19 protein-coding genes are annotated in these 26507 nt (G+C 71.7%); 14 read left to right on the forward strand and 5 right to left on the reverse strand.

Annotated elements, in window-relative coordinates; translation table 11 throughout:
• The first annotated feature begins 13 nt into the window (after positions 1 to 13).
• The 3 genes from ACZ6KY_RS11855 (at position 14) to ACZ6KY_RS11865 (ending at position 3427) form a co-directional block, all read left to right on the forward strand.
• The gene (locus tag ACZ6KY_RS11855) at positions 14 to 892 is read left to right on the forward strand and encodes an alpha/beta fold hydrolase (RefSeq protein ID WP_469310169.1); all 879 of its coding nucleotides are present in this window, start codon (positions 14 to 16) and stop codon (positions 890 to 892) included.
• A 124-nt stretch (positions 893 to 1016) separates the two neighbouring features.
• Positions 1017 to 2543 (forward strand): tRNA (N6-isopentenyl adenosine(37)-C2)-methylthiotransferase MiaB, encoded by a 1527-nt coding sequence (miaB, locus tag ACZ6KY_RS11860; protein WP_469310170.1) that lies wholly within the window; start codon positions 1017 to 1019, stop codon positions 2541 to 2543.
• Positions 2544 to 2656: 113 nt separating this feature from the next.
• The gene (locus ACZ6KY_RS11865; RefSeq protein WP_469310171.1) at positions 2657 to 3427 is read left to right on the forward strand and encodes a class III extradiol dioxygenase subunit B-like domain-containing protein; all 771 of its coding nucleotides are present in this window, start codon (positions 2657 to 2659) and stop codon (positions 3425 to 3427) included.
• Positions 3428 to 3810: 383 nt separating this feature from the next.
• Here the strand turns inward: ACZ6KY_RS11865 and ACZ6KY_RS11870 are convergent, their stop codons facing one another.
• Both ACZ6KY_RS11870 and ACZ6KY_RS11875 read right to left on the reverse strand, forming a co-directional pair.
• Positions 3811 to 4074: an antitoxin gene (locus tag ACZ6KY_RS11870; protein WP_469310172.1), complete on the reverse strand. Its 264-nt coding sequence runs from the start codon at positions 4072 to 4074 to the stop codon at positions 3811 to 3813.
• A gap of 24 nt (positions 4075 to 4098) precedes the next feature.
• Entirely contained in the window at positions 4099 to 4425 is a 327-nt protein-coding gene (locus ACZ6KY_RS11875; RefSeq protein ID WP_469310173.1) for a hypothetical protein, read from the reverse strand.
• 182 nt (positions 4426 to 4607) lie between these two features.
• On the opposite strand from ACZ6KY_RS11875, the gene miaA reads away from it, so the two are divergent.
• The 6 genes from miaA (at position 4608) to hflX (ending at position 13313) form a co-directional block, all read left to right on the forward strand.
• Positions 4608 to 5546, forward strand: a complete 939-nt coding sequence (gene miaA, locus ACZ6KY_RS11880) for a tRNA (adenosine(37)-N6)-dimethylallyltransferase MiaA (RefSeq protein WP_469310174.1) — start codon at positions 4608 to 4610, stop codon at positions 5544 to 5546.
• 107 nt (positions 5547 to 5653) lie between these two features.
• Positions 5654 to 6193: a hypothetical protein gene (locus ACZ6KY_RS11885; RefSeq protein WP_469310383.1), complete on the forward strand. Its 540-nt coding sequence runs from the start codon at positions 5654 to 5656 to the stop codon at positions 6191 to 6193.
• A gap of 156 nt (positions 6194 to 6349) precedes the next feature.
• A complete protein-coding gene (gene dapF / locus ACZ6KY_RS11890) occupies positions 6350 to 7219 on the forward strand; it encodes a diaminopimelate epimerase (RefSeq protein ID WP_469310175.1) in 870 nt (289 codons plus the stop codon).
• Between the two features lie 306 nt (positions 7220 to 7525).
• Complete coding sequence (locus tag ACZ6KY_RS11895; protein WP_469310176.1) at positions 7526 to 9721, forward strand: RelA/SpoT family protein; 2196 nt, start codon at positions 7526 to 7528, stop codon at positions 9719 to 9721.
• Positions 9722 to 10042: 321 nt separating this feature from the next.
• The gene (locus ACZ6KY_RS11900) at positions 10043 to 11548 is read left to right on the forward strand and encodes a M1 family metallopeptidase (protein ID WP_469310177.1); all 1506 of its coding nucleotides are present in this window, start codon (positions 10043 to 10045) and stop codon (positions 11546 to 11548) included.
• A gap of 268 nt (positions 11549 to 11816) precedes the next feature.
• Entirely contained in the window at positions 11817 to 13313 is a 1497-nt protein-coding gene (gene hflX / locus ACZ6KY_RS11905) for a GTPase HflX (RefSeq protein ID WP_469310178.1), read from the forward strand.
• 236 nt (positions 13314 to 13549) lie between these two features.
• Here the strand turns inward: hflX and ACZ6KY_RS11910 are convergent, their stop codons facing one another.
• Together ACZ6KY_RS11910 and ACZ6KY_RS11915 are read right to left on the reverse strand one after the other, a co-directional pair.
• Entirely contained in the window at positions 13550 to 14734 is a 1185-nt protein-coding gene (locus tag ACZ6KY_RS11910; RefSeq protein ID WP_469310179.1) for a trypsin-like serine peptidase, read from the reverse strand.
• Between the two features lie 254 nt (positions 14735 to 14988).
• Positions 14989 to 16218, reverse strand: a complete 1230-nt coding sequence (locus tag ACZ6KY_RS11915; RefSeq protein ID WP_469310180.1) for a trypsin-like serine peptidase — start codon at positions 16216 to 16218, stop codon at positions 14989 to 14991.
• 354 nt (positions 16219 to 16572) lie between these two features.
• On the opposite strand from ACZ6KY_RS11915, the gene ACZ6KY_RS11920 reads away from it, so the two are divergent.
• From ACZ6KY_RS11920 to ACZ6KY_RS11940, 5 genes are all read left to right on the forward strand, one after another.
• Positions 16573 to 18045, forward strand: a complete 1473-nt coding sequence (locus tag ACZ6KY_RS11920; protein WP_469310181.1) for a diaminobutyrate--2-oxoglutarate transaminase family protein — start codon at positions 16573 to 16575, stop codon at positions 18043 to 18045.
• A 181-nt stretch (positions 18046 to 18226) separates the two neighbouring features.
• Positions 18227 to 20275 (forward strand): IucA/IucC family protein, encoded by a 2049-nt coding sequence (locus ACZ6KY_RS11925; RefSeq protein ID WP_469310182.1) that lies wholly within the window; start codon positions 18227 to 18229, stop codon positions 20273 to 20275.
• Between the two features lie 39 nt (positions 20276 to 20314).
• Entirely contained in the window at positions 20315 to 21106 is a 792-nt protein-coding gene (locus tag ACZ6KY_RS11930) for a GNAT family N-acetyltransferase (RefSeq protein ID WP_469310183.1), read from the forward strand.
• 57 nt (positions 21107 to 21163) lie between these two features.
• Entirely contained in the window at positions 21164 to 23044 is a 1881-nt protein-coding gene (locus ACZ6KY_RS11935; protein WP_469310184.1) for an IucA/IucC family protein, read from the forward strand.
• Positions 23045 to 23132: 88 nt separating this feature from the next.
• Entirely contained in the window at positions 23133 to 25151 is a 2019-nt protein-coding gene (locus ACZ6KY_RS11940; RefSeq protein WP_469310185.1) for an ATP-dependent DNA helicase, read from the forward strand.
• A 335-nt stretch (positions 25152 to 25486) separates the two neighbouring features.
• On the opposite strand, the gene lexA is transcribed toward ACZ6KY_RS11940, so the two are convergent.
• Positions 25487 to 26263 carry a transcriptional repressor LexA gene (gene lexA, locus ACZ6KY_RS11945; RefSeq protein WP_103549644.1) on the reverse strand — a complete coding sequence of 259 codons (777 nt, stop codon included), beginning with the start codon at positions 26261 to 26263 and terminating at the stop codon, positions 25487 to 25489.
• Positions 26264 to 26507 lie beyond the last annotated feature (244 nt).

Genomic DNA, 26507 nt, shown 5'->3' on the forward strand with positions numbered 1-26507 from the left:
ACCAGGAGAGCCCATGAACGAGCCTGCCGAACTCGATCTGCCCGCCGAAGGCGGAACCCTCCGTGTCCTGCGGTTCGGCAAGGGGCCGCGGATCGCTCTGGCGGCGCACGGCATCACCGGATCCGGGATGTCCTTCTGTGCGATGGCCCGTCAACTCCCCGACGAGTGGAGCCTGTTCGCGCCCGATCTGAGGGGCCGCGGCGGCAGCGCGGGCGCCCCGGGCCCGTACGGCCTCGACCGGCACGCCATGGATCTGTGCCGCCTGGCGGAGCACCTGGGCGCGGGCCGGCCGGTCGCCCTGGCCGGGCACTCGATGGGCGCGTACGTCGCGCTGCGCGCGGCCGCGCGCCGGCCAGGGCTGTTCGACCGGCTGCTGCTCGTCGACGGCGGGCTGCCACTGCCCGTGCCGCCCGGCACCGACCTCGACGCCGTCCTCGACGACACCCTCGGCCCCGCGCTGACCCGCCTCAGCCGGACGTACGAGACCGACCAGACGTACATCGACTTCTTCCGCGCGCATCCGGCGCTCGGCCCTCACTGGAACGCGGACATCGAGACGTACGTGCGTTACGACCTCGCCGGTCCCCGGGGTGCCCGGCGTTCGAAGGCGCGCGAGGAGGCCGTGCGGTACGACGGGCGCGATCTGCTGACCTCCGCCGACCTGTTCGCCGCCGACCTCACAGAGCTCGGCGTCCCGGCTCTGCTGCTGCACGCGCCGCTCGGACTGCTCGGCCAGGAGCCGCCGATGCTGGGGGCGTCCGTCGTCGACCGCTGGACCGGCCCTTCCCGCGGCCTCCCCGCCGAGCTGATCGAGGGCTCCAACCACTACACGATCCTGCTCGGAACCGCCGCGAGCACGCTCGCGGAGCGGTTCGCCGGACTGGGTGGGTGACCAGCCACGGATCGCGCGCAGGGTGCCGGCGGCCGTACGTCGCGTGACGGGTGATGTGCGGCGGGTGACGGGTGCGAAAGCTCCGGCGTCCGGACGTACTCCGGGTACCGCCTACCCTTGTCACATGAGCAGCGGCGACCGGAGTCAGGCAGTGGACGTTCAGGAATCCAAGACGTACGAAGTGCGCACCTACGGGTGTCAGATGAACGTCCACGACTCCGAACGGCTCTCCGGGCTCCTCGAAGGCGCCGGTTACGTGCGGGCGCCCGAGGGCTCCGACGGGGACGCGGACGTCGTCGTCTTCAACACCTGCGCCGTACGCGAGAACGCCGACAACAAGCTCTACGGCAACCTCGGCCGCCTCGCGCCGATGAAGACGAAGCGCCCCGGGATGCAGATCGCCGTCGGCGGCTGCCTCGCCCAGAAGGACCGCGACACCATCGTGAAGCGGGCGCCCTGGGTGGACGTCGTCTTCGGCACGCACAACATCGGCAAGCTGCCGGTCCTCCTGGAGCGCGCCCGCGTCCAGGAGGAGGCGCAGATCGAGATCGCCGAGTCCCTGGAGGCCTTCCCCTCCACGCTGCCGACCCGCCGCGAGAGCGCGTACGCGGCCTGGGTGTCGATCTCCGTCGGCTGCAACAACACCTGCACCTTCTGCATCGTCCCGGCACTGCGCGGCAAGGAGAAGGACCGCAGGACCGGCGACATCCTCGCCGAGATCGAGGCCCTGGTCGGCGAGGGCGTCTCCGAGATCACCCTGCTCGGCCAGAACGTCAACGCGTACGGCAGCGACATCGGCGACCGCGAGGCCTTCAGCAAGCTGCTGCGCGCCTGCGGGAAGATCGAGGGCCTGGAGCGCGTCCGCTTCACCTCGCCGCACCCGCGCGACTTCACCGACGACGTGATCGCCGCCATGGCCGAGACGCCCAACGTGATGCCGCAGCTGCACATGCCGATGCAGTCCGGATCGGACACCGTCCTGAAGGCGATGCGCCGCTCGTACCGGCAGGAGCGTTTCCTCGGGATCATCGAGAAGGTCCGGGCCGCCATCCCGGACGCGGCGATCACCACCGACATCATCGTGGGCTTCCCCGGCGAGACGGAGGAGGACTTCGAGCAGACCCTGCACGCGGTCCGCGAGGCCCGCTTCTCGGCGGCCTTCACGTTCCAGTACTCCAAGCGCCCCGGCACCCCGGCGGCCACCATGGAGGGGCAGATCCCCAAGGAGGTCGTCCAGGCGCGCTACGAGCGTCTCGTCGTCCTCCAGGAGGAGATCTCCTGGGCCGAGAACAAGAAGCAGGTCGGCCGCGTCCTGGAGCTGATGGTCGCCGAGGGCGAGGGCCGCAAGGACGGCGCCACCCACCGTCTCTCCGGCCGCGCCCCCGACAACCGGCTGGTCCACTTCACCAAGCCCGACGAAGAGGTCCGCCCCGGCGACGTGGTCACCGTCGAGATCACGTACGCCGCCCCGCACCACCTGCTCGCCGAGGGCACCGTCCGGGACGTGCGCCGCACGCGTGCGGGGGACGCCTGGGAGAAGCGCAACGCAGCCGAGGCAGCCAAGCCGGCGGGCGTCATGCTGGGCCTGCCGAAGATCGGCGCCCCGGAGCCGCTGCCGGTCGCCGTGGGCAGCGGCTGCGGCTGCGACTGACAGGACGGGACGGGGCGCCCCGCCGGGCGGCGGCGGCGTGTTCACGCCCGCACTTCCCGGACACGGAGTGGGGCCGGGGCGGATCGTCGGTGTGCGGCGTTACGCTGCGGCTCATGCTTGTAGCCGCCGCAGTCTGCCCCTGCCCTCCGCTGCTGGTCCCCGGCATCGCCGCCGGCGCGGCACCCGAACTGGACGCCGCGCGCGCGGCCTGCACGGACGCGCTGGGCGTGCTCGCCGCCTCGCGTCCCGACCTGCTGGTGGTCGTCGGCCCCGCCGACGAGCGCGGTCGCGGACCGCATCCGGAGGGAACCCGCGGCTCCTTCAGCGGCTTCGGGGTCGATCTCGACGTATGCCTCGGCCGCCCGGACGCGGCACGCCTGAACCCCGGCGGGGCGAGCGAGGGCTCCGACGCGGGCGGCACGAGCCCCGGTGCCTCGGAACGCGAACTGCCGCCCTCCCTCGCCGTCGCCGCCTGGCTGCTGGAACGCACCGGCTGGTCCGACGCCCCGGTGGAGGGGCTCGGAGTGGGTGAACCCCTGGAGGCCGAGCGGTGCGTCCGGGCCGGGGAGCAGATCGGCGGGCGGGCCGGGCGGGTGGCCGTGCTGGTGATGGGTGACGCCAGCGCGTGCAGGACCCTCAAGGCGCCGGGCTATCTCGACGAGCGCGCGGCGGACTTCGACGCGGAGGTCGCGCGGGCGCTCGGGGCCGCCGACGTCGCGGCCCTGAAGGCGCTGGACACGTCACTGGCGATCGAGCTGAAGGCCGCCGGGCGCGCGCCCTGGCAGGTCCTCGCGGGCGCGGCCGAGGGCGCGGGACTCGGCGGCGCCCTTCTCTACGACGACGCTCCGTACGGCGTGGGATATCTGGTGGCGGCCTGGTCGTAGAACCGGGGCGGAGCCGGAGCCGCGCCCGGAAGGCGCGGCGTCTTGGGCCGTACGAGCCAGGGAGCCGCGCCCGGGGCCGTACGAGCCAAGACGTGGCGCCCGGGGCCGTACGAGCGTGAGGTCGCCGGGGCGCGCCCCGCGGTGGCTCTCCGCCGACTCCCGCGGCCTCTCCGTCGGCTCCCGGAGGGGACAGGCGCGCCGACGCGCCGTCAGCCGTGCCGGCCCCGGACGCAGCGTCAGCCGTACCGGCCCGGACGAGCCGTCAGCCCGGTACCGGCCTGGACGAGCGGTCGGGCGTACCGGTCCGTACACCCACCCGGACACGGCGGACGGCCGGAAGCGGTCTGAGCGCTTCACGGCCGTCCGCCGAGCCGCGGGGTTGTTCAGGGCGTCCGAGGTGAGGTCGGAGCGCCCGGCGGGCTCGCCGCATCGCCGCCGTCCTTGTGCGCGAGGCGGTCCATGGCGTCCTTGGCCTTGACCGTACCCGTCTGGATCTTGTCGCTGTACTTGTGCTTGGTCTTCTCGTCGACCACCTTCGCGGCCTTGTCGAGGCCGTGGGTGACCTTGTGCCCGTGCTGTTGCGCGAGCCCGGAGACCTTGTCCTTGGCGGGCTCCAGCTTGGCTTTCAGATTGTCCATCAGACCCATGGTTCGCCTTCCCTCGCGGGAGAGTTACGTGCGGGAGCCGTTGCCGGCCTCGTTGTCGGCGGCCTGTTCGGCGGTCTGCTGCTTGGGGATGTCGACGTCCTCGGAACTGGCGGCCCCGGCGGTTTCCGCCGTCGCCCCGCCGTCGTTCCCGGACGAACCCTCCGTCGCGGAAGACCCCTTCGTCTCCGACGAGCCCGTCGTCTCCGAAGAACCCTCCGTCTCCGACGAACCCTTCTCCTCCACCGCCACCTCCGCCTCGGTGGCGACCGGCTCCGCGGCGGGCCGCACCCCGGCGGCCGGCGCCTCCTCCGTAGCCCTTGACCTCCGGAGAAGCCGTTCAAAAACGCCCATATCAGCTCCATACGTTACTCGTGAGGGCGAAATTCCGCGTTACTCGGTGCGTCCCGTTGCGTCACCCGGGTCACCGGTTCTCGAAACCGGCGGCTGGAACCTCGCAAGAGGGAACGAACCCGGACCCCTGGCGTCACGTAGCTCGTTGGAGGTGAGGCCCCCGGGTTTGCGAGACTGGGACCGTGAGTAGCGCACCCCCCGCCCCCCGGGTCATCGCCGTCGTCGGACCGACCGCGGCAGGAAAGTCCGATCTGGGCGTTTTCCTCGCCAGGTACCTCGGAGGCGAGGTGGTCAACGCCGACTCCATGCAGCTGTACCGAGGGATGGACATCGGCACCGCCAAGCTGACGCCCGACGAGCGCGGCGGCATCCCGCACCACCTTCTGGACGTCTGGGACGTGAGGGTCGCCGCCAGCGTCGCCGAGTACCAGCGGCTCGCCCGTGCCCGTATCGACGCGCTGCTCGCCGAGGGGCGCTGGCCGATCCTGGTGGGCGGCTCCGGACTCTACGTCCGCGGGGCCGTCGACAAGATGGAGTTCCCCGGCACCGACCCCGAGGTGCGCGCCCGCCTGGAGGAGGAGCTGACCCTGCGCGGCTCCGGAGCCCTGCACGCGCGGCTCGCCATGGCCGACCCCGGGGCCGCGCAGGCGATCCTGCCCAGCAACGGCCGCCGTATCGTCCGCGCCCTCGAAGTCATCGAGATCACCGGCAAGCCCTTCACCGCCAACCTGCCCGGCCACGACTCCGTGTACGACACCCTCCAGATCGGTGTCGACGTGGCGCGCCCCGAGCTCGACGAGCGCATCGCGCGCCGGGTGGACCGGATGTGGGAGGCCGGGCTCGTGGACGAAGTGCGCACCCTGGAGGCACACGGCCTGCGCGCGGGGCGCACGGCGTCCCGCGCGCTCGGGTATCAGCAGGTCCTCGCGGCGCTCGCCGGGGAGTGCACCGAGGACGAGGCCCGCGCCGAGACCGTTCGCGCCACCAAGCGCTTCGCGCGCCGTCAGGATTCATGGTTCCGGCGGGACCCCAGGGTGCATTGGCTCAGTGGGGCCGCGGCGGACCTCACGGAACTCCCGGAGCTCGCACTGGCGTTGGTCGAACGACCGGTCACAGCCTGATCACGTCATGGCATCGGGACGCTCCGGCCGTCATCCGGGCCTCCGGCGCCGTGCCATCATCAAGCTTCGATCGACCAGTGAAGTCCGAGTTGGGAGGGCGCGTGGCGATGGAGGCCGGCCCTCGCGACACTGCACGAGGCACTGAGTACGGTGCTGATCCGGACGGAGTTCGTCTGAGCATCGATCCGGACGCCGATCCCGGCGTCGAGCCGGAGCTGGGCGGAGAGCGACTGAGCTCCGACGGCCCCGAGGACACCCCCGGCGGGGTGATCGCCGACGGCCCCGAGCCCGGCGCGATGTCCCCGGAGCCCGAGGTCGAGGTCGAGCTGCGCCCGCAGCGCCTGCTGCGCATCTGGCAGCTCGCGCCCATCGTGGCGCTGGCCACGACGGGCTCCCTGATGTTCGCCTTCCCGCTCGCCTTCGAGTTCGGTGACGGCGGTGCCGTGGTCGCCATGCTCGGGCTGCTGATCTGCCTGTGCGCCGCCGGCTGGGGCATGATGGCCGCCCGCCGGGTCGGCTACGCCCTGCCCGGCTTCCCGCCGCGCGGCTCCGGCCGACGTGCTGACTGGCGGGTGGTGGTCGCGTACGTCGTGGTCGTCGCCGCCGTGGCCGTACTCGCCGTGGGGCGCGTCGCCCGACTGCGCTGACCCCACGGGTCCGGTCCACCAGGACACGGGCCCGATCCGGTTCCCCGTCTCGGCGCCTCGGCCCGGCGCCGACGTGAGTGTCCTGCCGACCGAGCCCGGCGAGTGTCCTGCCCGCCCACCGCCGGCCGTGTCGTACCAACCCCGTACGATCGAGGAATGAGCACGCGGATCGCCTTCCTCAAGGGGCACGGGACCGAGAACGACTTCGTGATCATCCCGGACCCGGAGAACGCCATCGACCTGCCTCCCGCCGCCGTCGCCGCCCTGTGCGACCGCCGCGCGGGCATCGGCGGCGACGGTGTGCTGCACGTCGTGCGGTCCGCCGCGCACCCCGAGGCCAAGCGGATGGCGGCCGAGGCGGAGTGGTTCATGGACTACCGCAACGGCGACGGCTCGGTCGCCGAGATGTGCGGCAACGGAGTGCGTGTGTTCGCCCACTACCTCCACCGCGCCGGATATGTGGCCGAAGGTGACATTGCGGTCGCCACGCGCGGGGGAGTGAAGCCCGTGCACATCGCCAAGGACGGAGACGTCACCGTCGGCATGGGCAAGGCGCTCCTCCCCGAAGGAGGGGTCTCGGTGAGCGTCGGCGAGCGCACCTGGCCCGCGCGCAACGTGAACATGGGCAACCCGCACGCCGTCGCCTTCGTGGACGACCTCGCGCACGCCGGCGATCTGCTCACGCCGCCGCCGTTCACCCCGGCGTCGGCGTACCCGGACGGGGTCAACGTCGAGTTCGTGGTCGACCGGGGGCCGCGCCATGTCGCCCTGCGGGTCCACGAGCGCGGCTCCGGCGAGACCCGCTCCTGCGGCACGGGCGCGTGTGCCGTGGCCGTCGCCGCGGCCCGCCGTGACAACGCCGACCCCGCCGTGACCGGCACCCCGGCGACGTACACCGTCGACGTGCCCGGCGGCAGCCTGGTGATCACCGAGCACGCGGACGGCGAGATCGAGATGACGGGCCCCGCGGTGATCGTCGCCGAGGGCGAGATCGACGCGGAGTGGCTGGACGGCGCCCTGCGCTGAGCCGTGCGGCCGGGGACGTCCGCCTCGTCCCCACCCCGGTGCCCTCGGCACGGCACCGCACAGCACCGACGTGTCACTGGTCGGACGTCGTACGTGCATGCCGTCCGTTCCAGAAATTCGAAACCGTAAACCCCAAAACCTTCGCTCGAATGGGTGATCCGTTTCACGCTCGGCGAGAGGCGGTCAACCGGGCGTGGTGGGGTCGGTAGCATCAAGCACCGGCCCGGACGGGGGATCGACACCATCCCCTGAGCCGAGTACGCCATGGGGCACCCGTCCGCCGGTCTTACGCAGCCGGAGGTGCCCATGAGTGCGGAGGCGACGAATCCCGCGACGCCAGGCCCTGCAACGCCCGCCCCCCAGCGTTCGGCCTCGCTGGAGCCGGGGGTGCCCCCGGCGCACCGCAAGAAGGCGCGGCCCCGGATCGACCTGCGCCGGCTGGGGCGGGCCGCACTGCTCGGGCCCGCGGCCCGCGACCGGCTGCCGGACGCGATCGGGCATGTGGCCGAGGCGCACCGCGCCCACCATCCCGACGCCAAGCTGGAGCCCCTGCGCCGGGCTTACGTGCTCGCGGAGTCCTCGCACCGGGGCCAGATGCGCAAGAGCGGCGAGCCGTACATCACGCACCCGCTCGCCGTGACCCTGATCCTGGCCGAACTCGGAGCCGAGACAACGACGTTGACCGCTTCCCTGCTCCACGACACCGTCGAGGACACGGAAGTGACGCTCGAGCAGGTGCGAGCGGAGTTCGGCGACGAGGTCTGCTATCTGGTGGACGGCGTCACCAAGTTGGAGAAGGTCGACTACGGCGCCGCCGCCGAACCGGAGACCTTCCGCAAGATGCTCGTCGCGACGGGCAACGACGTCCGGGTGATGTCGATCAAACTCGCGGACCGGCTGCACAACATGCGGACCCTCGGCGTCATGCGCCCCGAGAAGCAGGCGCGCATCGCCAAAGTGACCCGGGACGTGCTGATCCCGCTCGCCGAGCGACTCGGTGTCCAGGCACTCAAGACCGAACTGGAAGACCTCGTCTTCGCGATCCTGCACCCCGAGGAGTACGCGCACACCCGGGAGCTCCTCTCCGAGAACGCGAACCGCGACGACGACCCCCTCGCGGAGATCGCCGAGGAGGTGCGCGTGGTCCTGCGCGACGCCGGGATCCAGGCCGAAGTCCTCATAAGGCCACGGCACTTCGTCTCCGTACACCGGGTGTCGCGCAAACGCGGCCCGATGCGCGGCGCCGACTTCGGACGTCTCCTGGTGCTCGTGAACGAGGACGCCGACTGCTACGGCGTCCTCGGCGAACTGCACACCTGTCTCACCCCGGTGGTGTCGGAGTTCAAGGACTTCATCGCCGTCCCCAAGTTCAACCTGTACCAGTCGCTGCACACGGCCGTCACCCGTGGCGACGGCCAGGTCGCCGAAGTCCTCATCCGTACGCACCAGATGCACAAGGTCGCCGAGGCCGGAGTCATCGCGCTCGGCAATCCCTACGCGCCGCCGTCGGAGGAACAGTCCGACGGCGGCGCCGAACGCCCCTTCGACGGCGAACGCGCGGACCCCACCCGCCCCGGCTGGCTCTCCCGCCTGCTCGACTGGCAGCAGGGCGCCCCGGATCCGGACACGTTCTGGTCGACGCTCCGCGAAGACCTCGCCCAGGACCGCGAGATCACCGTCTTCCGCGCCGACGGAGGCTCGTTGGGCCTTCCGGAGGGCGCCAGTTGCGTCGACGCGGCCTACGCGGCGTACGGCGAGGACGCGCACGCCTGCATCGGCGCCCGCGTCAACGGCCGCCTGGCGACGCTGAGTACGGTCCTGAAGGACGGCGACACCGTCCAGCTCCTCATGGGCCAGGACCCCGCCTCCGAGCCGTCCAGGGAATGGCTGGAGCACGCGCACACGGCCGCCGCGCGGATCGCCATCCAGCGCTGGATCGCCACGCACCCCGCACCCGGCGCCGAGGAGGCGTCCAGAACCTCCGCCACGGGCCCCAGGCCGCCCGTCGAGGCCCCGGCGCGCCCCGCCGAGGCACAGGTCGCCCGCCCCGCGAGTGCCGTCGCCGACCCGCCCGGCGCGTCCGTCCGCATGGCCGGCTGCTGTACGCCCGTACCCCCCGACGAGGTGACCGGCTTCGCCGTCCGCGGGGGAGTGGTCACCGTGCACCGCGTGGAGTGCGCCGGAGCGGCGCGCATGAAGAGCGCGGGGCGCCCGGAGGTCGGGGTGCGCTGGGGGGACACCACCGAGTGCCGCGTCACCCTGGTCGCCGAGTCGTTCGGGCGTCCGCATCTGCTCGCCGACCTCACCGAGGCCATCGCGGCGGAGGGCGTCGCCGTCGTCTCCGCGACCGTCGAACCGCCGAGCCAGCAGCGGGTGCGCCACACCTACACGCTCCAACTCCCGGACGCGGCCCGCCTCCAGGGCCTCATGCGCGCCATGCGCAATGTGCCCGGCGTGTACGACGTGAGCCGGGCCCAGCACCCGGCGACGGCAGCTCAGTAGACCGGGCGACCCAAGTCCCGCTGGACCGGGCGACGGCAGCCCCGTGCACACCGGGCGGCGGCAGTGCCGTAGCCACCGCCCGTGAAGAGTCCCCCGTGGAGACCGGGCGAGCGCAGCCGAGACGGCGGTCGAGCACGGCCCGGCAGGCCGGGCCGCGGCAGCCCAGCAGGCCGGGCGACCGCGGCCCCGTAGAGACCAGGTACCTGGCGTCCGACGCCGTCTGCCGCGCGCTGGCCCCAATGAGTCTTGGGACCGACCCGTTCGGGTGGGCCGGGCGCGAGTCGGCAGCGCGGAACCGGCGGGCGCTGGTAGCGGTGGTCCATGCCGCTCAACCCCACCCCCACGCCCGCACGCCCGAGGAGCCGCCGCGTCACGGCGGCCCTGCTCGCCTCGGCCGTCTCCGTCTGTCTGATCGCCGCGAGCGCCCCGGACCCGGCCGTGCCCCTGGGAGTCGGTGACCGCCTCTTCCCCACCCTCGGCAACCCCGGGTACGACGTCGAGTCGTACGACCTCGACTTCACCTACCCCGGCGCCAACGACAAGCCGCTCAAGGCCGTCACCACGATCGACGCCCTCACCACCGCCCCGCTCGACCGGGTCAACCTCGACTTCGCGCACGGAACGGTGCGATCGGTCGAGGTCAACGGAGCCCCGGCCGACTTCACGAAGGCCGGCGACGACCTGGTGGTGACGCCGGCCGAGCCGCTGCCCGCCGGGAGCCCGCTGCGCATCACCGTGCGGCACACCAGCGATCCGGTCAGCGCGAAGGGCCAGGACGGCGGCTGGGTACGGACCAAGGACGGGCTCGCGATGGCCGACCAGGCCGACGCCGCGCACCTCGTCTTCCCGTGCAACGACCACCCTTCCGACAAGGCGATGTTCACCATCCACGTCACGGCCCCCGAGGCGTACACGGTCGTCGCGAACGGTCTGCCCGAGGGCACCCACCGGACTCGCGGGGCCAGGACCTGGACGTATCGGACCGAGCACCCCATGGCCACCGAGCTGACCCAGGTGTCCATCGGCCGCTCCGCCGTGCTGCACCGGGCGGGGCCGCACGGACTGCCCGTCCGGGATGTGATCCCCAGCGCCGACCGCGCGGCGCTCGAACCGTGGCTCCGCAAGACCCCCGGCCAGATCGCCTGGATGGAGAGCAAGGTCGGGCCGTACCCCTTCGAGACCTACGGGCTGCTGATGGCCCAGGCGCAGACCGGCTTCGAGCTGGAGACGCAGACGCTGTCGCTCTTCGAGAAGGAGCTCTTCACCGAGCCCGCCTACCCGAAGTGGTACGTCGAGTCGATCATGGTGCACGAGCTGTCGCACCAGTGGTTCGGCGACAGTGTCAGTCCCCGCACCTGGTCGGACGTATGGCTCAACGAAGGGCACGCCACCTGGTACGAAGCCCTGTACGCCGAGGAGAAGGCGAACAAGCCCATGGAGAAGCGGATGAAGGCGGCCTACCGGCTGTCCGACTCCTGGCGCGCCACCGGCGGGCCGCCCGCGAGGCCCAAGGGACCCCAGCCCGGCCACAAGATCAGCATCTTCCGCCCGAACGTCTACGACGGCGCGGCGCTGGCCCTGTACGCGCTGCGCCAGGAGATCGGGCGCCCGGCCTTCGAGCGGCTGGAGCGGACGTGGGTGAGCGTCAACCGCGACGGCGTGGCCTCGACGGCCGACTTCGTGGACCTCGCCTCCGCCGTCGCCGCGCGCGATCTGAGGGGGTTCTTCAAGGCATGGCTGTACGACGCGAAGACACCGCCGATGCCGGGTCACCCGGACTGGAGGAGCGACGCCCCGAAGGCACGTAAGGCACACGGGAGCGCGTGAGGAACCGGGGCCCGCGGGCCCTTGGAGCGGCGGGACCGGGCGTACGGCGGCACCCCGCGGGAGTGATGCCCGCGGGTGTCCGGCGGGCCCCGATAAGTCGCGTGACGAGACGAGCCGTACCGTGCGACCATCTTCGAGCCGGCGGCGCGGCCCCCTTCGGAGGGTTGGCCCGGCCGGAACCGGGAATCTCCCGGTGGCCTCGGGCGTTGTTCCCTTTGACGGACGACTCTCGTCGGCCCGCGGCTCGCCCCACCTACGTAAGGATCCAATGACCTCCTCTTCTTCCCCTTCCCAGGACACGCAGAGTTCCGCGCAGAACTACCCTGAAGGTCTTCGGGCCGATGCCCTGATGGAAGAGGACGTCGCCTGGAGCCATGAGATCGACGGAGACCGGGACGGCGAGCAGTACGAACGCTCCGAGCGCGCGGCGCTGCGCCGTGTGGCGGGCCTCTCCACCGAACTCGAGGACGTCACCGAGGTCGAGTACCGACAGCTCCGCCTGGAGCGCGTCGTCCTCGTCGGTGTCTGGACCTCGGGCACCATCCGGGACGCGGACAACTCGCTGGCCGAGCTGGCCGCGCTCGCGGAGACCGCGGGAGCGCTCGTGCTCGACGGCGTCGTCCAGCGCCGCGACAAGCCCGACGCGGCCACGTACATCGGTTCCGGCAAGGCCAACGAGCTCCGGGACATCGTGATCGAGACCGGCGCCGACACCGTCATCTGCGACGGTGAGCTGAGCCCCGGCCAGCTGATCCACCTGGAAGACGTCGTCAAGGTCAAGGTCATCGACCGTACGGCCCTGATCCTCGACATCTTCGCCCAGCACGCCAAGTCCCGAGAGGGCAAGGCGCAGGTCGCGCTCGCGCAGATGCAGTACATGCTGCCGAGGCTGCGCGGCTGGGGTCAGTCGCTGTCCCGTCAGATGGGCGGCGGCAAGGGCGGCGGCCTCGCCACCCGTGGTCCCGGTGAGACCAAGATCGAGACGGACCGGCGCCGTATCCGCGAGAAGATGGCGAAGATGCGCCGGGAGATCGCGGAGATGAAGACGGGCCGCGAGATCAAGCGCCAGGAGCGCCGCCGCAACAAGGTGCCCTCGGTCGCCATCGCCGGTTACACCAACGCCGGCAAGTCGTCCCTGCTCAACCGCCTCACGGGCGCGGGCGTCCTGGTCGAGAACGCGCTGTTCGCGACCCTCGACCCGACCGTGCGCCGGGCCGAGACCCCGAGCGGCCGGCTGTACACGCTGGTCGACACGGTCGGCTTCGTGCGCCATCTGCCGCACCACCTGGTCGAGGCGTTCCGCTCCACGATGGAGGAGGTCGGCGACTCCGACCTGATCCTGCACGTGGTGGACGGTTCGCACCCGGCTCCCGAGGAGCAGCTGGCCGCGGTGCGCGAGGTCATCCGTGACGTCGGCGCGACCAAGGTGCCCGAGATCGTGGTGATCAACAAGGCGGACGCGGCTGACCCGCTGGTGCTCCAGCGGCTGATGCGGATCGAGACGCGCTCCATCGCGGTCTCGGCGCGTACGGGCCAGGGCATGGACGAACTGCTCGCGCTCATCGACAACGAGCTGCCGCGCCCCTCGGTCGAGATCGAGGCGCTCGTTCCGTACACGCACGGCAAGCTGGTCGCCCGCGCCCACACCGAGGGCGAGGTGCTCTCCGAGGAGCACACCGGGGAGGGCACGCTGCTCAAGCTGCGGGTCCACGAGGAACTGGCGGCGGACCTCGCACCGTACGTCCCGGCGCCCGCGCTCCGGTAAGTACCCCGGTCGACGATTCGCCGAGCGATCCGATCGCTCCGGATGCATAGAGGCCCGCCCCCTGTCGGCACTTTCCAGGGGGCGGGCCTTCGCCGTGGCGGCGCAGCCGTCCTTCCGTGTGGCAGCACCGCCGTCTGTTTCGTCAGTCCGGACAGCCGTCCTCGGTTTCGTACGTCCGGGCAGCCGCCCTTCCGTATGACCGCTCGGCCGTCCGTTCGCACGGGCGCGGGTGGTGCCTACCGGCCGCCGTACCCCTTGCTCATCCGCTCATAGAGCGCCTGGGCGCCCCTGCCGAGCTGCGGTCCGGCCAGCCAGGTGTGGGCCGCCGGGCCGATCGAGGTGTTCGAGACGAGCTCGGTCCTGCCGCCGACGACCCGGAACCAGCCGCCGCCGGAGGAACCGCCGGTCATGGTGCAGCCGATGCGGTACATCGTGGGCAGGGCCGGGTTCAACGAGAGGCGGCCCGGCTTGTCGACGCACTTGAACATGCTGAGTCCGTCGTACGGCGGCGCGGCCGGGTAGCCCCAGGCGCCCACCGTCCCGGCGTCCTGGGCGGAGGGCGCGGAGAAGTCCACGTCCAGCGCGTTGCCGACGGTCTCCTCCAGCGACTTGGCCCCCTGCTCCGGCTTCACATGCAGCACGGCGTAGTCGTACGGGGCACCCGCGCCGCCCGTCTCGTTGCCGCCGGAGATCCACTCGTCGGAGGTCGACGCCCAGTCCGCCCACCACTGGCCGTACGGCGCGATCTGCGAGGCGGTGGCGCCGCCGAGCTGCGCCGCGGACCTGCCCTGGTCGTTGTAGGACGGCACGAAGGCGATGTTGCGGTACCAGCCGCCGTTCTTGCCGGCGTGCACGCAGTGGCCCGCGGTCCACACGAGGTTGGACTTGCCGGGGTGGTTCACGTCCTTGACGACCGTGCCCGAGCAGACCATCGAGCCCTCGGGGGAGTCGAAGAAGACCTTGCCGACCGGCGCCGCGTGGTCGTGGTACGGGGTCTTCTCGGCCTGGGCGTCGACGGGAGCCGGTTCCGGGTCGCTGACGCCCTGGTCGGCCGCCGCGTCCTGCGCGGAGATCGTCTTGGCCGGGTCCTTGGCGGACTTCATCCGCTCGGGTTTCCACAGTCCGTCGATCACGGGGTTGACGAAGTCCTTGGCCTCACTGAGCCACTTGTCCTTGTCCCAGTTCTTCCAGGCGCCGTTCTTCCACTGGTCGACATCGATGCCGTGCTCTTTGAGCTTGTCCTTGATGTCGTCCGGGATCTTGATCGTGTCGTCGCCGCTCGCGGACCCCTGCGACGCGGAGGCGGTGGACCCGCCGCTCGCCCGGGCGCCGCCGGAGTCGCAGGCGGTCGCGGTGAGCGCCAGGGCGGCCATGAGGCCGGTGGCGGCGAGGACCGTACGACGCCGTCCTGAAGAACGCATGATGGTGTACCCCCGGTCGAAGCTCTGTCGCTGTGCTGGTCGGACCTGTCGCCGTGCCGGTCGGGTATGGGGCGGCTCTCCAGGGAGCCCTCCCGAACCCGATACCCCACGGTGGCAGCCCAGTTGGGGACGATTTTCCCGGCCCGGTCGAAGAAGGATCTCCCGCCCGATTGAGGACGGACGACGGTGGGCCGGTGACAGTTCCCGTGCCCCGTTCCACCGCCGTCCGTCCGAACCCTGTTACGTCGTGCGCGTCACCGTCCGGCGAACTTCGCGCTCACCGAGTCGTACACGCCCTTGGCCACAGCGCCCAGCCGCGGACCCGCCAGCCAGCCGAACTTGACCGGGCCGATCGAGGTGTTGGAGACCAGCGCCGGCTTGCCGTCCGAGCCCGTGGCCACCCATCCGCCGCCCGAGGAGCCGCCCGTCATCGTGCAGCCGATGCGGTACATCGTCGGGTCCGCCTGCGCGACCGACAGCCGTCCCGGCTTGTCCGTGCACTGGTACAGCTTCTGGCCGTCGAACGGCGCCGCGGCCGGGTAGCCGGTCGCCGTGATGCTCGACACCTTGGGCACGGCCGGAGCGTTGAAGTTCACCGGCAGCGCCGAACCCACGGTCTCCTCAAGGGACTTGCCGCCGCTGCCCTTCTCCGGAGTCACATGCAGCACCGCGTAGTCGTACGAGGCTCCCTGGCCGCCGGTGGAACCGCCCCGCTCGATCCACTGGTCCGAGGTCTGCGCCCAGTCGCTCCACCAGACGCCGTACGGAGCGACCTCCTGGCGCGGGGCGTTCTCCATCTGCGCCGCCGTCCTGCCGGAGTCGTTGTACGAGGGCACGAAGGCGATGTTGCGGTACCAGCCGCCCTTCTTGCCGGCGTGCACGCAGTGGCCCGCGGTCCACACCAGGTTGGACTTGCCCGGGTGCGCCGGGTCCTCGACCACCGTCGCCGAGCAGACCATCGTGCCCTCGGGGGAGTCGAAGAACACCTTGCCCGCCTCGGGGACATGGGCGTGGTAGGACGTCTGCACGGCCCGCGCCGTCACCGGGGCCGGTTCAGGGTCGGTGACGCCCTGGTCACCCGTGAGGTCGGCGTCGTCGACGCCCTTGTTCTTGTCCGGGTCGTCGGCACCGCGCATCCGGGCCGGGTCCCAGAGGCCCTTGATGATCGGGTTGATGAAGTCGTCGGCCTGGCGCAGCCATTCGCGTTTGTCCCAGTTCTTCCAGGCGCCGTTCTTCCACTTGTCGACATCGATGCCGTGCTCTTTGAGCTTGTTCTTGATGTCGTCCGGGATCTGGATCTTTCCGTCACCGCCCTGGGACACGGAGGCGGTCGGCCGGCCGCTCGCCGTGTCGCTGCCCGAGTCGCAGGCGGTGGCCGTCAGGGTGAGGGCCGCGGCGAGGCCGACGGCGGCCAGAACGGGGGACGTTCTGCGGCGCGCGCTCCTGCCTCGACGGGCGGCGAAGGGCGGGCGTATGGATCGCATGGTGTGACTCCCCCTGGGCGTATGGGAACTGTGCGGTGCGTCCGCGGGTGCTGAGCGGTTCGTTCGGTACGGCCGAACGGCATCAAAGACTATGCGGTCGCTGTGCGGGACATCCCACGGAACGGCAACGGTTCAGCTACGGGAGGTGTGTCCGCCGGACCTGCCGTCCTGACGGAACGTCATCAAGGGTCCGCCCGTTCGACCCGGGCAAGGAACCGGTGATGAACCGGCAGGGAACCTCGAATTCACCCGCTTCCCAACGCGCGTGGCGTCGTTGGTAAGTACGGGGGGCCTTCCGCCTGCGTTCGGACCCCCCTGCCAACTCGCCTCTGGACAGCGGGAGGACCTGTAGTCGTGGCCGTGACCGAGTCAGCGATGGTGCCGGTGGGGGCGCCAGAGGAACCCGAGGGGGCGCGGGATGCCGGCGCCGGAGCGAGCGAGCGGGCGCGCGCGGCGCACGAGGGGATTCTGCGGCGCCAGTCGGCGCGCGAATCGGCGGCACGAACCTACGCGCGCGCCCTTCCGATCGTCCCGGTGCGAGCCCGCGGGCTGACGATCGAGGGCGCCGACGGGCGCCGCTATCTCGACTGCCTGTCCGGAGCGGGGACCCTGGCCCTCGGGCACAACCATCCCGTCGTCCTGGAGGCGATCAGAAAGGTCCTCGACTCGGGGGCGCCCCTGCACGTCCTGGACCTCGCGACACCGGTCAAGGACGCCTTCACCACCGAACTGTTCCGCACGCTTCCCCCACGATTCGCCGAGCGCGCGCGGATCCAGTTCTGCGGACCGGCCGGGACGGACGCCGTGGAGGCCGCGTTCAAGCTCGTGCGCGCGGCCACCGGCCGCACCGGCATGCTCGCGTTCACCGGCGCCTACCACGGGATGACGGCGGGCGCCCTCGAAGCCTCCGGCGGCGCGGTCGACGTACGCGTCGCGCGCCTGCCCTATCCACAGGACTACCGCTGCCCGTTCGGCATCGGCGGCGACCGAGGCGCCGAACTCGCCGCGCGCTGGACGGAGTCCCTCCTCGACGACACCAAGTCGGGCGTACCGGCCCCCGCCGGGATGATCTTCGAACCCGTCCAGGGCGAAGGCGGGGTCATTCCCGCTCCGGACACCTGGACGAGGCGGATGCGCGAGATCACGGCGGCCCGGTCCATCCCGCTGATCGCGGACGAGGTCCAGACGGGGGTGGGCCGGACGGGCACCTTCTGGGCGGTCGAACACAGCGGGATCACCCCGGACGTGATGGTCCTGTCCAAGGCCATCGGCGGCAGCCTGCCGCTGGCCGTCGTCGTCTACCGTGACGACCTCGACGTCTGGCAGCCCGGTGCCCACGCCGGCACGTTCCGCGGCAACCAACTGGCCATGGCCGCCGGCACCGCCACCCTGGCATACGTACGCGAGCACGGCCTCGCCGAACGCGCGGCCACCGTCGGGGCCCGCATGCTGGCTCAACTCCGCGGTCTCGCGACGGAGTTCCCCTGCGTCGGCGACGTACGCGGACGCGGCCTGATGATCGGCCTCGAACTCGTCGACCCCGAAGGACCACCGCATCCCACCCCCGACGGCCCCACCCCCGACGGCCCCCGCCCCGCCGCACCCGAACTCGCCGCGGCCGTCCAGCGGGAGTGCCTGCGCCGGGGCCTCATCGTGGAACTCGGGGGCCGCCGTTCGAGCGTCGTGCGGCTCCTTCCGCCGTTGACGATCAGCGACGAACAGACGTCCGCCGTGCTCGACCGGCTCGCGGACGCGGTGAGCGCGGTGGCACAGGGGGACCGGCGGCTCGGGAGGGACGGGGCACGGGGCCCCGACGGTCCGCGGTGACGGTCTGACCGCCTCGACCTGCGTCGCATCCGCCGTCCTGGCGTCCTGGCCGGTTTCCCTTCCGCCGTTCCCACCGCCGACCCCTCCTCGGCAGCCCACCAGGAACGGCAAGAGCCCAACGCACCCCGGTTCCGCCCCGGTTCGTCGCCGTACGAGCCCGAACGACCCGCAAGGAATTCTCGTGAACGCCACCCCCGCACCCGGCAGCCCTCCCTCTCCGTACGAGCGAGCGGCCGTCGGCACAGCGACCCCGCACCTGTCCGGATCGGAGTCCGTTCCCCGGCAGATGGAGGCGGCCCGGGCGCCTGAACGGCCGCGCGCGGCGACCTTCGATCCGCTCGACCTGCTGGATCACCCCGACACGCGGACGGCGGCGCAGGCGGCGGCGGTCGAGAACCTGCTGCGCTGCTGGGTACGGGAGAACAACCTGCCCGCCCCCGACGACGGCACCCTTCGCATCGCCCTTCCGGCCAGCGGCACGACCCTGCTCGTTCCCGTCCGCCACTGGTCCCCCTCCGGCTGGCACCGCTTCGGCCTTCCCCTCCTCGCAGGCGCTCCCGGCGAGGCGCCGACCGTCGACGCGGTGACGGTGGCGGCCCTCCTCGCACGGCAGACGGCCGCCGGAACACCGGCCGTGGACACGAGCCACCCGGCGCCCGCCGACGAGGGGGCGGCAGCGGCACCGGGCGACCCCGATCTCCGGCACTCGGACGATCCCCAGTACTTCCACGACCCCCGGCACTCGGACAGCCCGGCCGGTGAAGGCGCCGACCTGGTCGGCCGCGTCGCCGACTCGGTCCGGCGCACCGCGGTGTTCATCAGGGACCGCAGGGAGCACCCCGCCGACACCCCCGACCTCTTCCTCGCCGCCGAGCAGGCACTCCTCCTCGGCCACCCGTTGCACCCGACACCGAAGGGACGCGACGGCCTCTCCGACGCGGAAGGCAGGCTCTACTCGCCGGAGTTGCGCGGCTCCTTCCCCCTGCACTGGATGGCGGTCGCACCCTCGGTGCTGGCGTCCGACTCGGCGTGGACGGAGCGCGGCCGTCCCGTATCGGCGGAGCAGTTGACCATCCGGCTGGCCGGGCCCGGCCTTGCGCTCCCCGACGGATACGCCGCCGTACTGCCGCTGCACCCCTGGCAGATGCGCGAGGTCCGGCATCGCCGGGAGACAGCGGCCCTGCTGGATGCCGGGCTCCTCCAGGACCTCGGTCCGCGGGGCACCCCATGGCACCCCACCTCCTCCGTCCGCACGGTCTACCGCTCCGGCGCCCCGGCGATGCTGAAACTGTCGCTGGGCCTGCGCATCACCAACTCCCGTCGTGAGAACCTCCGCAAGGAGCTCCACCGCGGCGTGGAGGTGCACCGCCTGTTGCGCGGCGGCCTGTTCAAGCAGTGGCAGGCCGTCCACCCCGGCTTCGACATCGTCCGCGACCCGTCCTGGCTCGCCGTCGACGGCCAGGACGGCAACCCGCTTCCCGGGCTCGACGTGATGATCCGGCACAATCCGTTCGGGCCGACGGACGACATCGGCTGCGTCGCGGGACTGGTCTCGCCCCGTCCGTACGCCCGGCTCGGCACGCACAACCCGGCGGAGCGCGGCCCCTTCATGCGGTCCCGGCTCACCGAGACGATCACCGGGCTCGCCGCCCGCACCGGCCGCCCGCGCGGCGCCGTCGCCACCGAGTGGTTCCTGCGCTATCTCGAACAGGTCGTACGCCCCGTCCTCTGGCTGGACAGCGAGGCGGGCATCGCTCTGGAGGCCCACCAGCAGAACACCCTGCTCCTGCTGGACGCGGAAGGCTGGCCCGCGGGCGGCCGTTACCGGGACAACCAGGGCTACTACTTCCGAGAGTCCCGGCGCGCCGAACTGGACGCCCGGCTGCCCGGCATCGGGGCGCACAGCGACACCTTCGTCTCCGACGAGGTCACCGACGAACGCTTCGCCTACTACCTCGCCATCAACAACGTGCTCGGGCTCATCGGTGCGTTCGGCTCCCAACGGCTCGCCGACGAAAGGCTGTTGCTCGCCGCGTTCCGGCGCTTCCTCACCGGCGTCGCCACCGGCCCGGCCCGACTGCGGACGCCGCTCCCCGCCCTCCTGCTCGACTCACCCGTCCTGCGCTGCAAGGCCAACCTGCTCACCCGGCTGCACGGCCTCGACGAACTCGTCGGCCCTGTCGACACCCAGTCCGTCTACGTCACCATCTCCAACCCCCTTCATTCCTGAGGAACATGACCCACCCCGTCTCCTGAGAGGAGCGTCGCCGTGCCTCCCACCGATGCGAGCACCGACGCCGGTACCGCCCGCGCCACCCGACTCGAAGCCGGATCCGACCCCGGATCCCGCGCGGGCACCGGCTCGGAACCCGGCGCCGGCACGGACTGCGAGGACACGCTCGACCTGCGCCTCCCCGACGAACTGATCGCGCTGTTCGCCGGGGACACCGGATCTCGGGACGGGAACGCGGCCGGGATTCCGGACGGGGACGACCTGCTCGACCGTGTCGGCGGCTGGGGGCCGGTCAGGACACCCGCGGGCGTCCTCCACCTCGTCCCCGTGCGCCCCGAGCGCGATCTCCCTCTCATCCACCGCTGGATGAACGACCCCGCCGTCGCGGCGTTCTGGGAACTGGCGGGACCCGAGTCCGTGGTCGAGGAGCATCTGCTCCGGCAGTTCGACGGCGACGGACGCAGCGTCCCGTGCCTCGGGGCGCTGGACGGCACCCCGATGAGCTACTGGGAGATCTACCGCGCGGATCTCGACCCTCTGGCGCGCCACTACCCCGCCCGACCGCACGACACCGGAATCCACCTTCTCATCGGCGGTGTCGCCAACCGGGGGCGAGGACTCGGCTCCACCCTGCTCAGAGCTGTCGCCGACCACGTACTGGACAAGCGCCCCTCGTGCGCCCGTGTCGTCGCGGAACCCGATCTTCGCAACACCCCCTCCGTGTCCGCGTTCCTGAGCGCCGGCTTCCGGTTCTCCACCGAGGTCGACCTGCCCGGCAAGCGGGCGGCCCTCATGATCCGGGACCGGGCCCTGCGCGATCTGTTGTAGAGCCGTCACTCTTGGTTCACCGCTCGCACCGATCCGGTTCCCTGCCGAGGAGTCTCCGTGTCGCATCCCTCCGCCACCCCGGCCGCCCGAGAGACGCCCGCCCTGTACGACCCGCCCGAGCTGCGCGCAGACCGCTGGGAGCGGGCCGGCCGCCGTCTGCTCGCGAAGATGATCGGCGAGTTCGCGTACGAAGGGATCATCGAGCCGGAGCCGGAGCCGGACCTGGCCTCCGCCGCGGAAGCGGATCCTGCTGGCACCACCGGCACCACCGGCACCACCGGCGCCCCATACGCCGTCCGCCTCGACGCGGGCGGCAGCCTGTCCTTCCGTGCGCGCCGTACCGCGTACGGCAGTTGGCGTGTGGACCCCGACTCCCTCACGCTCACGGACGGCGGGGCGGAACTCCGGCCGTTCAGCGACCCCGTCGGCTTCCTCACGCGCGCCCGCGGCACGCTGGGGCTCGACGGGGCGACGCTCGGGCACGGCATCCGTGAACTCGGCACGACGCTCGCCGCGGACGCGCGCCTCGACCACGAGGCCCTCACGGCCGCCGAACTCGCCGACCTGGGATACGCGGAACTGGAGGGCCACCAGACCGGCCACCCGTGGATCGTGCTCAACAAGGGCCGCCTCGGCTTCTCCGCGCGGGACGCCGGGCGCTGGGCACCGGAGGCCCGCAGAGCGACCCCCCTTCCGTGGATCGCGGTGCACACCGGACTCGCCACCTACCGCGGTGTCGGCGGCCTGGACACCGCGGACCGCCTGTACGCGCGCGAACTCGCCCCCGCCACAAGGGAGTCGTTCGACGGGGTGCTCCGCGCGCGGGGGCTCGCCCCCGAGGCGTACCTCTATCTGCCCGTGCACCCCTGGCAGTGGGACGAGGTCGTCCTGCCCCTCTTCGCCGCTCAGATCGCCACGGACGCGATCGTGCCGCTGCACTCGGACGGCGATCTGCGGCTGGCCCAGCAGTCCGTCCGTACGTTCCTCAACGTCTCGCGCCCGGACCGGCACACCGTGAAGCTGCCGCTGTCCGTCCTCAACACCCTGGTGTGGCGCGGCCTTCCGACCCGGCGGACGCTCGCCGCGCCCGCCGTCACCACCTGGATGCACGCCCTGCGCGCCGCCGACCCGTTCCTCCGGGACAGCTGCGGGGTGATCCTCCTCGGCGAGGTCGCCTCGGTGACCGTGGGGCATCCGGTGTACGACGCCCTCCCCGAGGTGCCCTACCAGTACAGGGAACTGCTCGGGGCGATCTGGCGCGAGCCGGTCTCCCGCCACCTGGCCCCCGGCGAACGGGCCCGCACCCTGGCAGCCCTGCTGCACACCGACCGGGAGGGCCGTTCCTTCACCGCCCAGTTGGTGGCCCGCTCCGGACTCGCGCCGAGATCCTGGCTGCGCCGTCTCTTCGCCGTGCTCCTGCCACCGTTGCTGCATTTCCTGTACCGATACGGCACTGTGTTCAACCCACATGGCGAAAACGTGATCGTTGTCTTCGACGACCATGACGTTCCCGTGCGGCTCGCCATGAAGGACTTCGTGGACGACATCAATGTGAGTGCGGAGCCCCTGCCCGAGCATGCCGCCATGCCGGACGAGGTACGGCGGGTCCTGCTGGCCGAGCCGCCCGCCTTCCTGATCCAGTTCATCCACTCCGCGCTCTTCGTAGGAGTGTTCCGCTACCTCGCGCCGCTCTGCGAGGAGCAACTGGGTGTTCCCGAGGATGAATTCTGGTCCCTCGTACGAGGGGAGATCATCCGCCACCAGACCCGTTTTCCCGAGCTCAAGGACCGTCACGAGATGTTCGACCTGCTCACTCCCCGTATCGAGCGGCTGTGCCTGAACCGCAACCGGCTGCATCTGGACGGTTACCGCGACCGTCCGGCGCGCCCGCACGCCGCCGTTCACGGCACCGTCCCGAACCCCCTTCACCAGCCGTGATCCCCCGGCCCGCGCCCGGCTCGATCACGCCTTCGGTTCCGGCCTTGATCGCTCGGTTGTCAGTGGCGCCCCGTAGGCTGGCAGCGCTATGACGAAGCCCTCACTCCCCGAACTCCTGCATGCTGCCGTCACCGCCGTCGGCGGCACGGAGCGCCCTGGCCAGGTGACGATGGCCGAAGCCGTCGCCGGTGCCATCGACGACAGTTCCCACCTGCTGGTCCAGGCGGGCACCGGTACCGGAAAGTCACTCGGTTACCTGGTGCCCGCGCTCGCGCACGGGGAGCGGGTCGTCGTGGCGACCGCCACCCTGGCGCTCCAGCGCCAGCTCGTGGAGCGGGACCTGCCGCGCACCGTCGACGCGCTGCACCCGCTGCTGCGCCGCCGCCCCGAATTCGCGATGCTGAAGGGCCGGTCGAACTACCTGTGCCTGCACCGCCTGCACGAGGGCGTGCCGCAGGACGAGGAAGAGGGCCTCTTCGACCAGTTCGAGGCGGCCGCGCCGACCAGCAAGCTGGGGCAGGACCTGCTGCGGCTTCGCGACTGGTCGGACGAGACCGAGACCGGTGACCGCGACGACCTCACACCCGGTGTCTCCGACCGGGCCTGGGGCCAGATCTCGGTGTCGTCCCGGGAGTGTCTCGGCGCCACCAAATGCGCCTACGGAGCGGAGTGCTTCGCCGAGATGGCCCGAGAGCGGGCCAAGCTCGCGGAGGTCGTCGTCACCAACCACGCGCTGCTCGCGATCGACGCCATCGAGGGCGCGCCGGTCCTCCCGCAGCACGAGGTGCTGATCGTCGACGAGGCGCACGAGCTGGTCTCCAGGGTCACCGGAGTCGCCACCGGCGAGCTCACGCCCGGACAGGTCAACCGCGCGGTGCGCCGCGCCGCGAAGCTCGCCAACGAGAAGGCCGCCGACCAGCTCCAGACCGCCGCCGAGGGCTTCGAGCGCCTGATGGAGCTGGCTCTGCCGGGACGCCTGGAGGAGATCCCGGAGGACCTCGGGTACGCGCTGATGGCGCTGCGCGACGCCGCCCGCACGGTGATCACGGCCATCGGCTCCACCCGCGACAAGTCCGTCCAGGACGAGGACGCCGTACGGAAGCAGGCCCTGGCGTCCGTCGAAGCGGTGCACGCCGTGGCGGAGCGCATCGCCAACGGCTCCGAATGGGACGTCGTCTGGTACGAGCGCCACGACCGCTTCGGAGCCTCGCTCCGGGTGGCTCCGATGAACGTGTCCGGTCTCCTCAGGGAGAAGCTCTTCGCCGACCGCTCCGTCGTCCTGACGTCCGCCACCCTCAAGCTCGGCGGCGACTTCAACGGCGTGGGAGCGTCGATGGGGCTCGCCCCGGAAGGCACGGAGGGCGAGGACCTTCCCCAGTGGAAGGGCATCGACGTCGGCTCGCCCTTCGACTACCCGAGGCAGGGCATTCTCTACGTCGCCAAGCATCTGTCGCGCCCCGCGCGGGACGCCGACCGCGGTGACATGCTCGACGAACTCACCGAGCTGATCCAGGCCGCCGGCGGTCGCACGCTCGGCCTGTTCTCCTCGATGCGCGCGGCCCAGCTCGCTGCGGAGGAGCTGCGGAGCCGCATCCCCGAGTACCCGATCCTGCTCCAGGGCGAGGAGACCCTCGGCGAGCTGATCAAGAACTTCGCGGCCGACCCGAAGACCTGCCTCTTCGGCACGCTCTCGCTCTGGCAGGGCGTGGACGTGCCGGGCACCAGCTGTCAGCTGGTCGTCATGGACAAGATCCCGTTCCCCCGCCCCGACGACCCGCTCATGAGCGCCCGCCAGAAGGCGGTCGAGGACAACGGGGGCAACGGCTTCATGGCCGTCGCCGCCACCCACGCCGCGCTCCTCATGGCCCAGGGCGCCGGCCGTCTCGTGCGAGCCTCGGGTGACCGGGGCGTGGTCGCCGTACTCGACCAGCGTCTGGCCACGGCGCGGTACGGCAGCTATCTGAAGGCCTCGCTCCCCGACTTCTGGTACACCACGGACCCGAACCAGGTCCGTAGATCCCTCGCGGCGATCGACGAGAAGGCGAGGGCGATCGAGGAGACGGCAGGGCAGGCCGAAGAGCCCGCGGGTGAGGCGGAGGACGCGTAGCGGCCAGGGCCCAGCCCATGGCCCGCTGGACCTGGTACACGAGCCGCACGGAGCCCGTGCCACGAGCCACGTGGAGCCGTGAGCCGCGCGCCCGGGATCCGCACGGAGCCCGAGCCCCGTGCCCACGAGCCACGTGGGGCCTTGGAGGGCGTGGCCACGAGCCGCGTGGCGCCGCTCCCTGCCCGGGCCCACGAGGCGTATGCCACCCAGCACCCCGCGGCCGAAGGGCCAGTGGAGTCCGGTCAAGGCCCCCGGCCAGAGAACGCACAGGACCCCGGAACCGGCGCAGTTGGTTCCGGGGCCCGGTCAGGGGCGGGGGTCCGCCCTTCGCGGTGTCACACCCGGCGCAGTACGGCCACGACCTTTCCGAGGATGGTCGCCTCGTCGCCGGGAATCGGCTGGTAGGCGGAGTTGTGCGGCAGCAGCCACACGTGCCCGTCCTCGCGCTTGAAGCGCTTCACGGTGGCTTCGCCGTCCAGCATCGCGGCGACGATGTCGCCGTTCTCGGCGACCGGCTGGCGGCGGACCGTCACCCAGTCCCCGTCACAGATGGCGGCCTCGATCATCGAGTCACCGACGACCTTCAGGACGAACAGCTCTCCGTCGCCGACCAGCTGGCGGGGGAGAGGGAAAACGTCCTCGACCGATTCCTCGGCGAGGATCGGGCCGCCGGCGGCGATACGGCCGACGAGCGGCACATAGGACGCGGCCGGCTTGCCCGCGGTGTCCGTGGGCTGCACCGAGGACTGGTCGGAGCCCCTCACCTCGTACGCGCGCGGGCGGTGCGGGTCTCGCCGCAGGAAGCCCTTGCGCTCCAGTGCCATCAGCTGATGCGCGACCGAGGAGGTGCTGGAAAGGCCGACGGCCTGCCCGATCTCCCGCATCGACGGCGGGTAGCCGCGCCGCTGCACGGAGTCCCGGATCACCTCGATCACCCGGCGTTGCCGGTCCGTCAGTCCCGAGCTGTCGGCCCGGATGCCTGGAGGTCGGCCAGGCAGGGAGCGCTTGGGCCCCTCATGGTTCGCGGCTTCGTTCATCACATGCACCGGCTCGAGTCGGCCCTGGGAGCGGTCCTGGGCGGTGATGGTGGCGCTGTCTGCGGTGGTGGTCACGTCGGCCCCTCTCGATGGTCTCCCTGCTGGACAACGGTAGTTGCTTTCGAAAGGTTGCGCCAAACACACGTTCGAGTGAAAAAACGCGAATTGCCTGACGTGAGCATGTGTCTGGGTGTATGGCTGGCGACGTGCCTGGCGGACGAAAGGGCTCATTGCTGTACCCTTCACCGCCGGAGGCGGCGGCCGTGCCGGCTGACCTGGGCCGCCGCCCAGTCTGCCATCCGATGGCCGACCGGCCGGG

Source organism: Streptomyces sp. NPDC042002 (assembly GCF_055588305.1).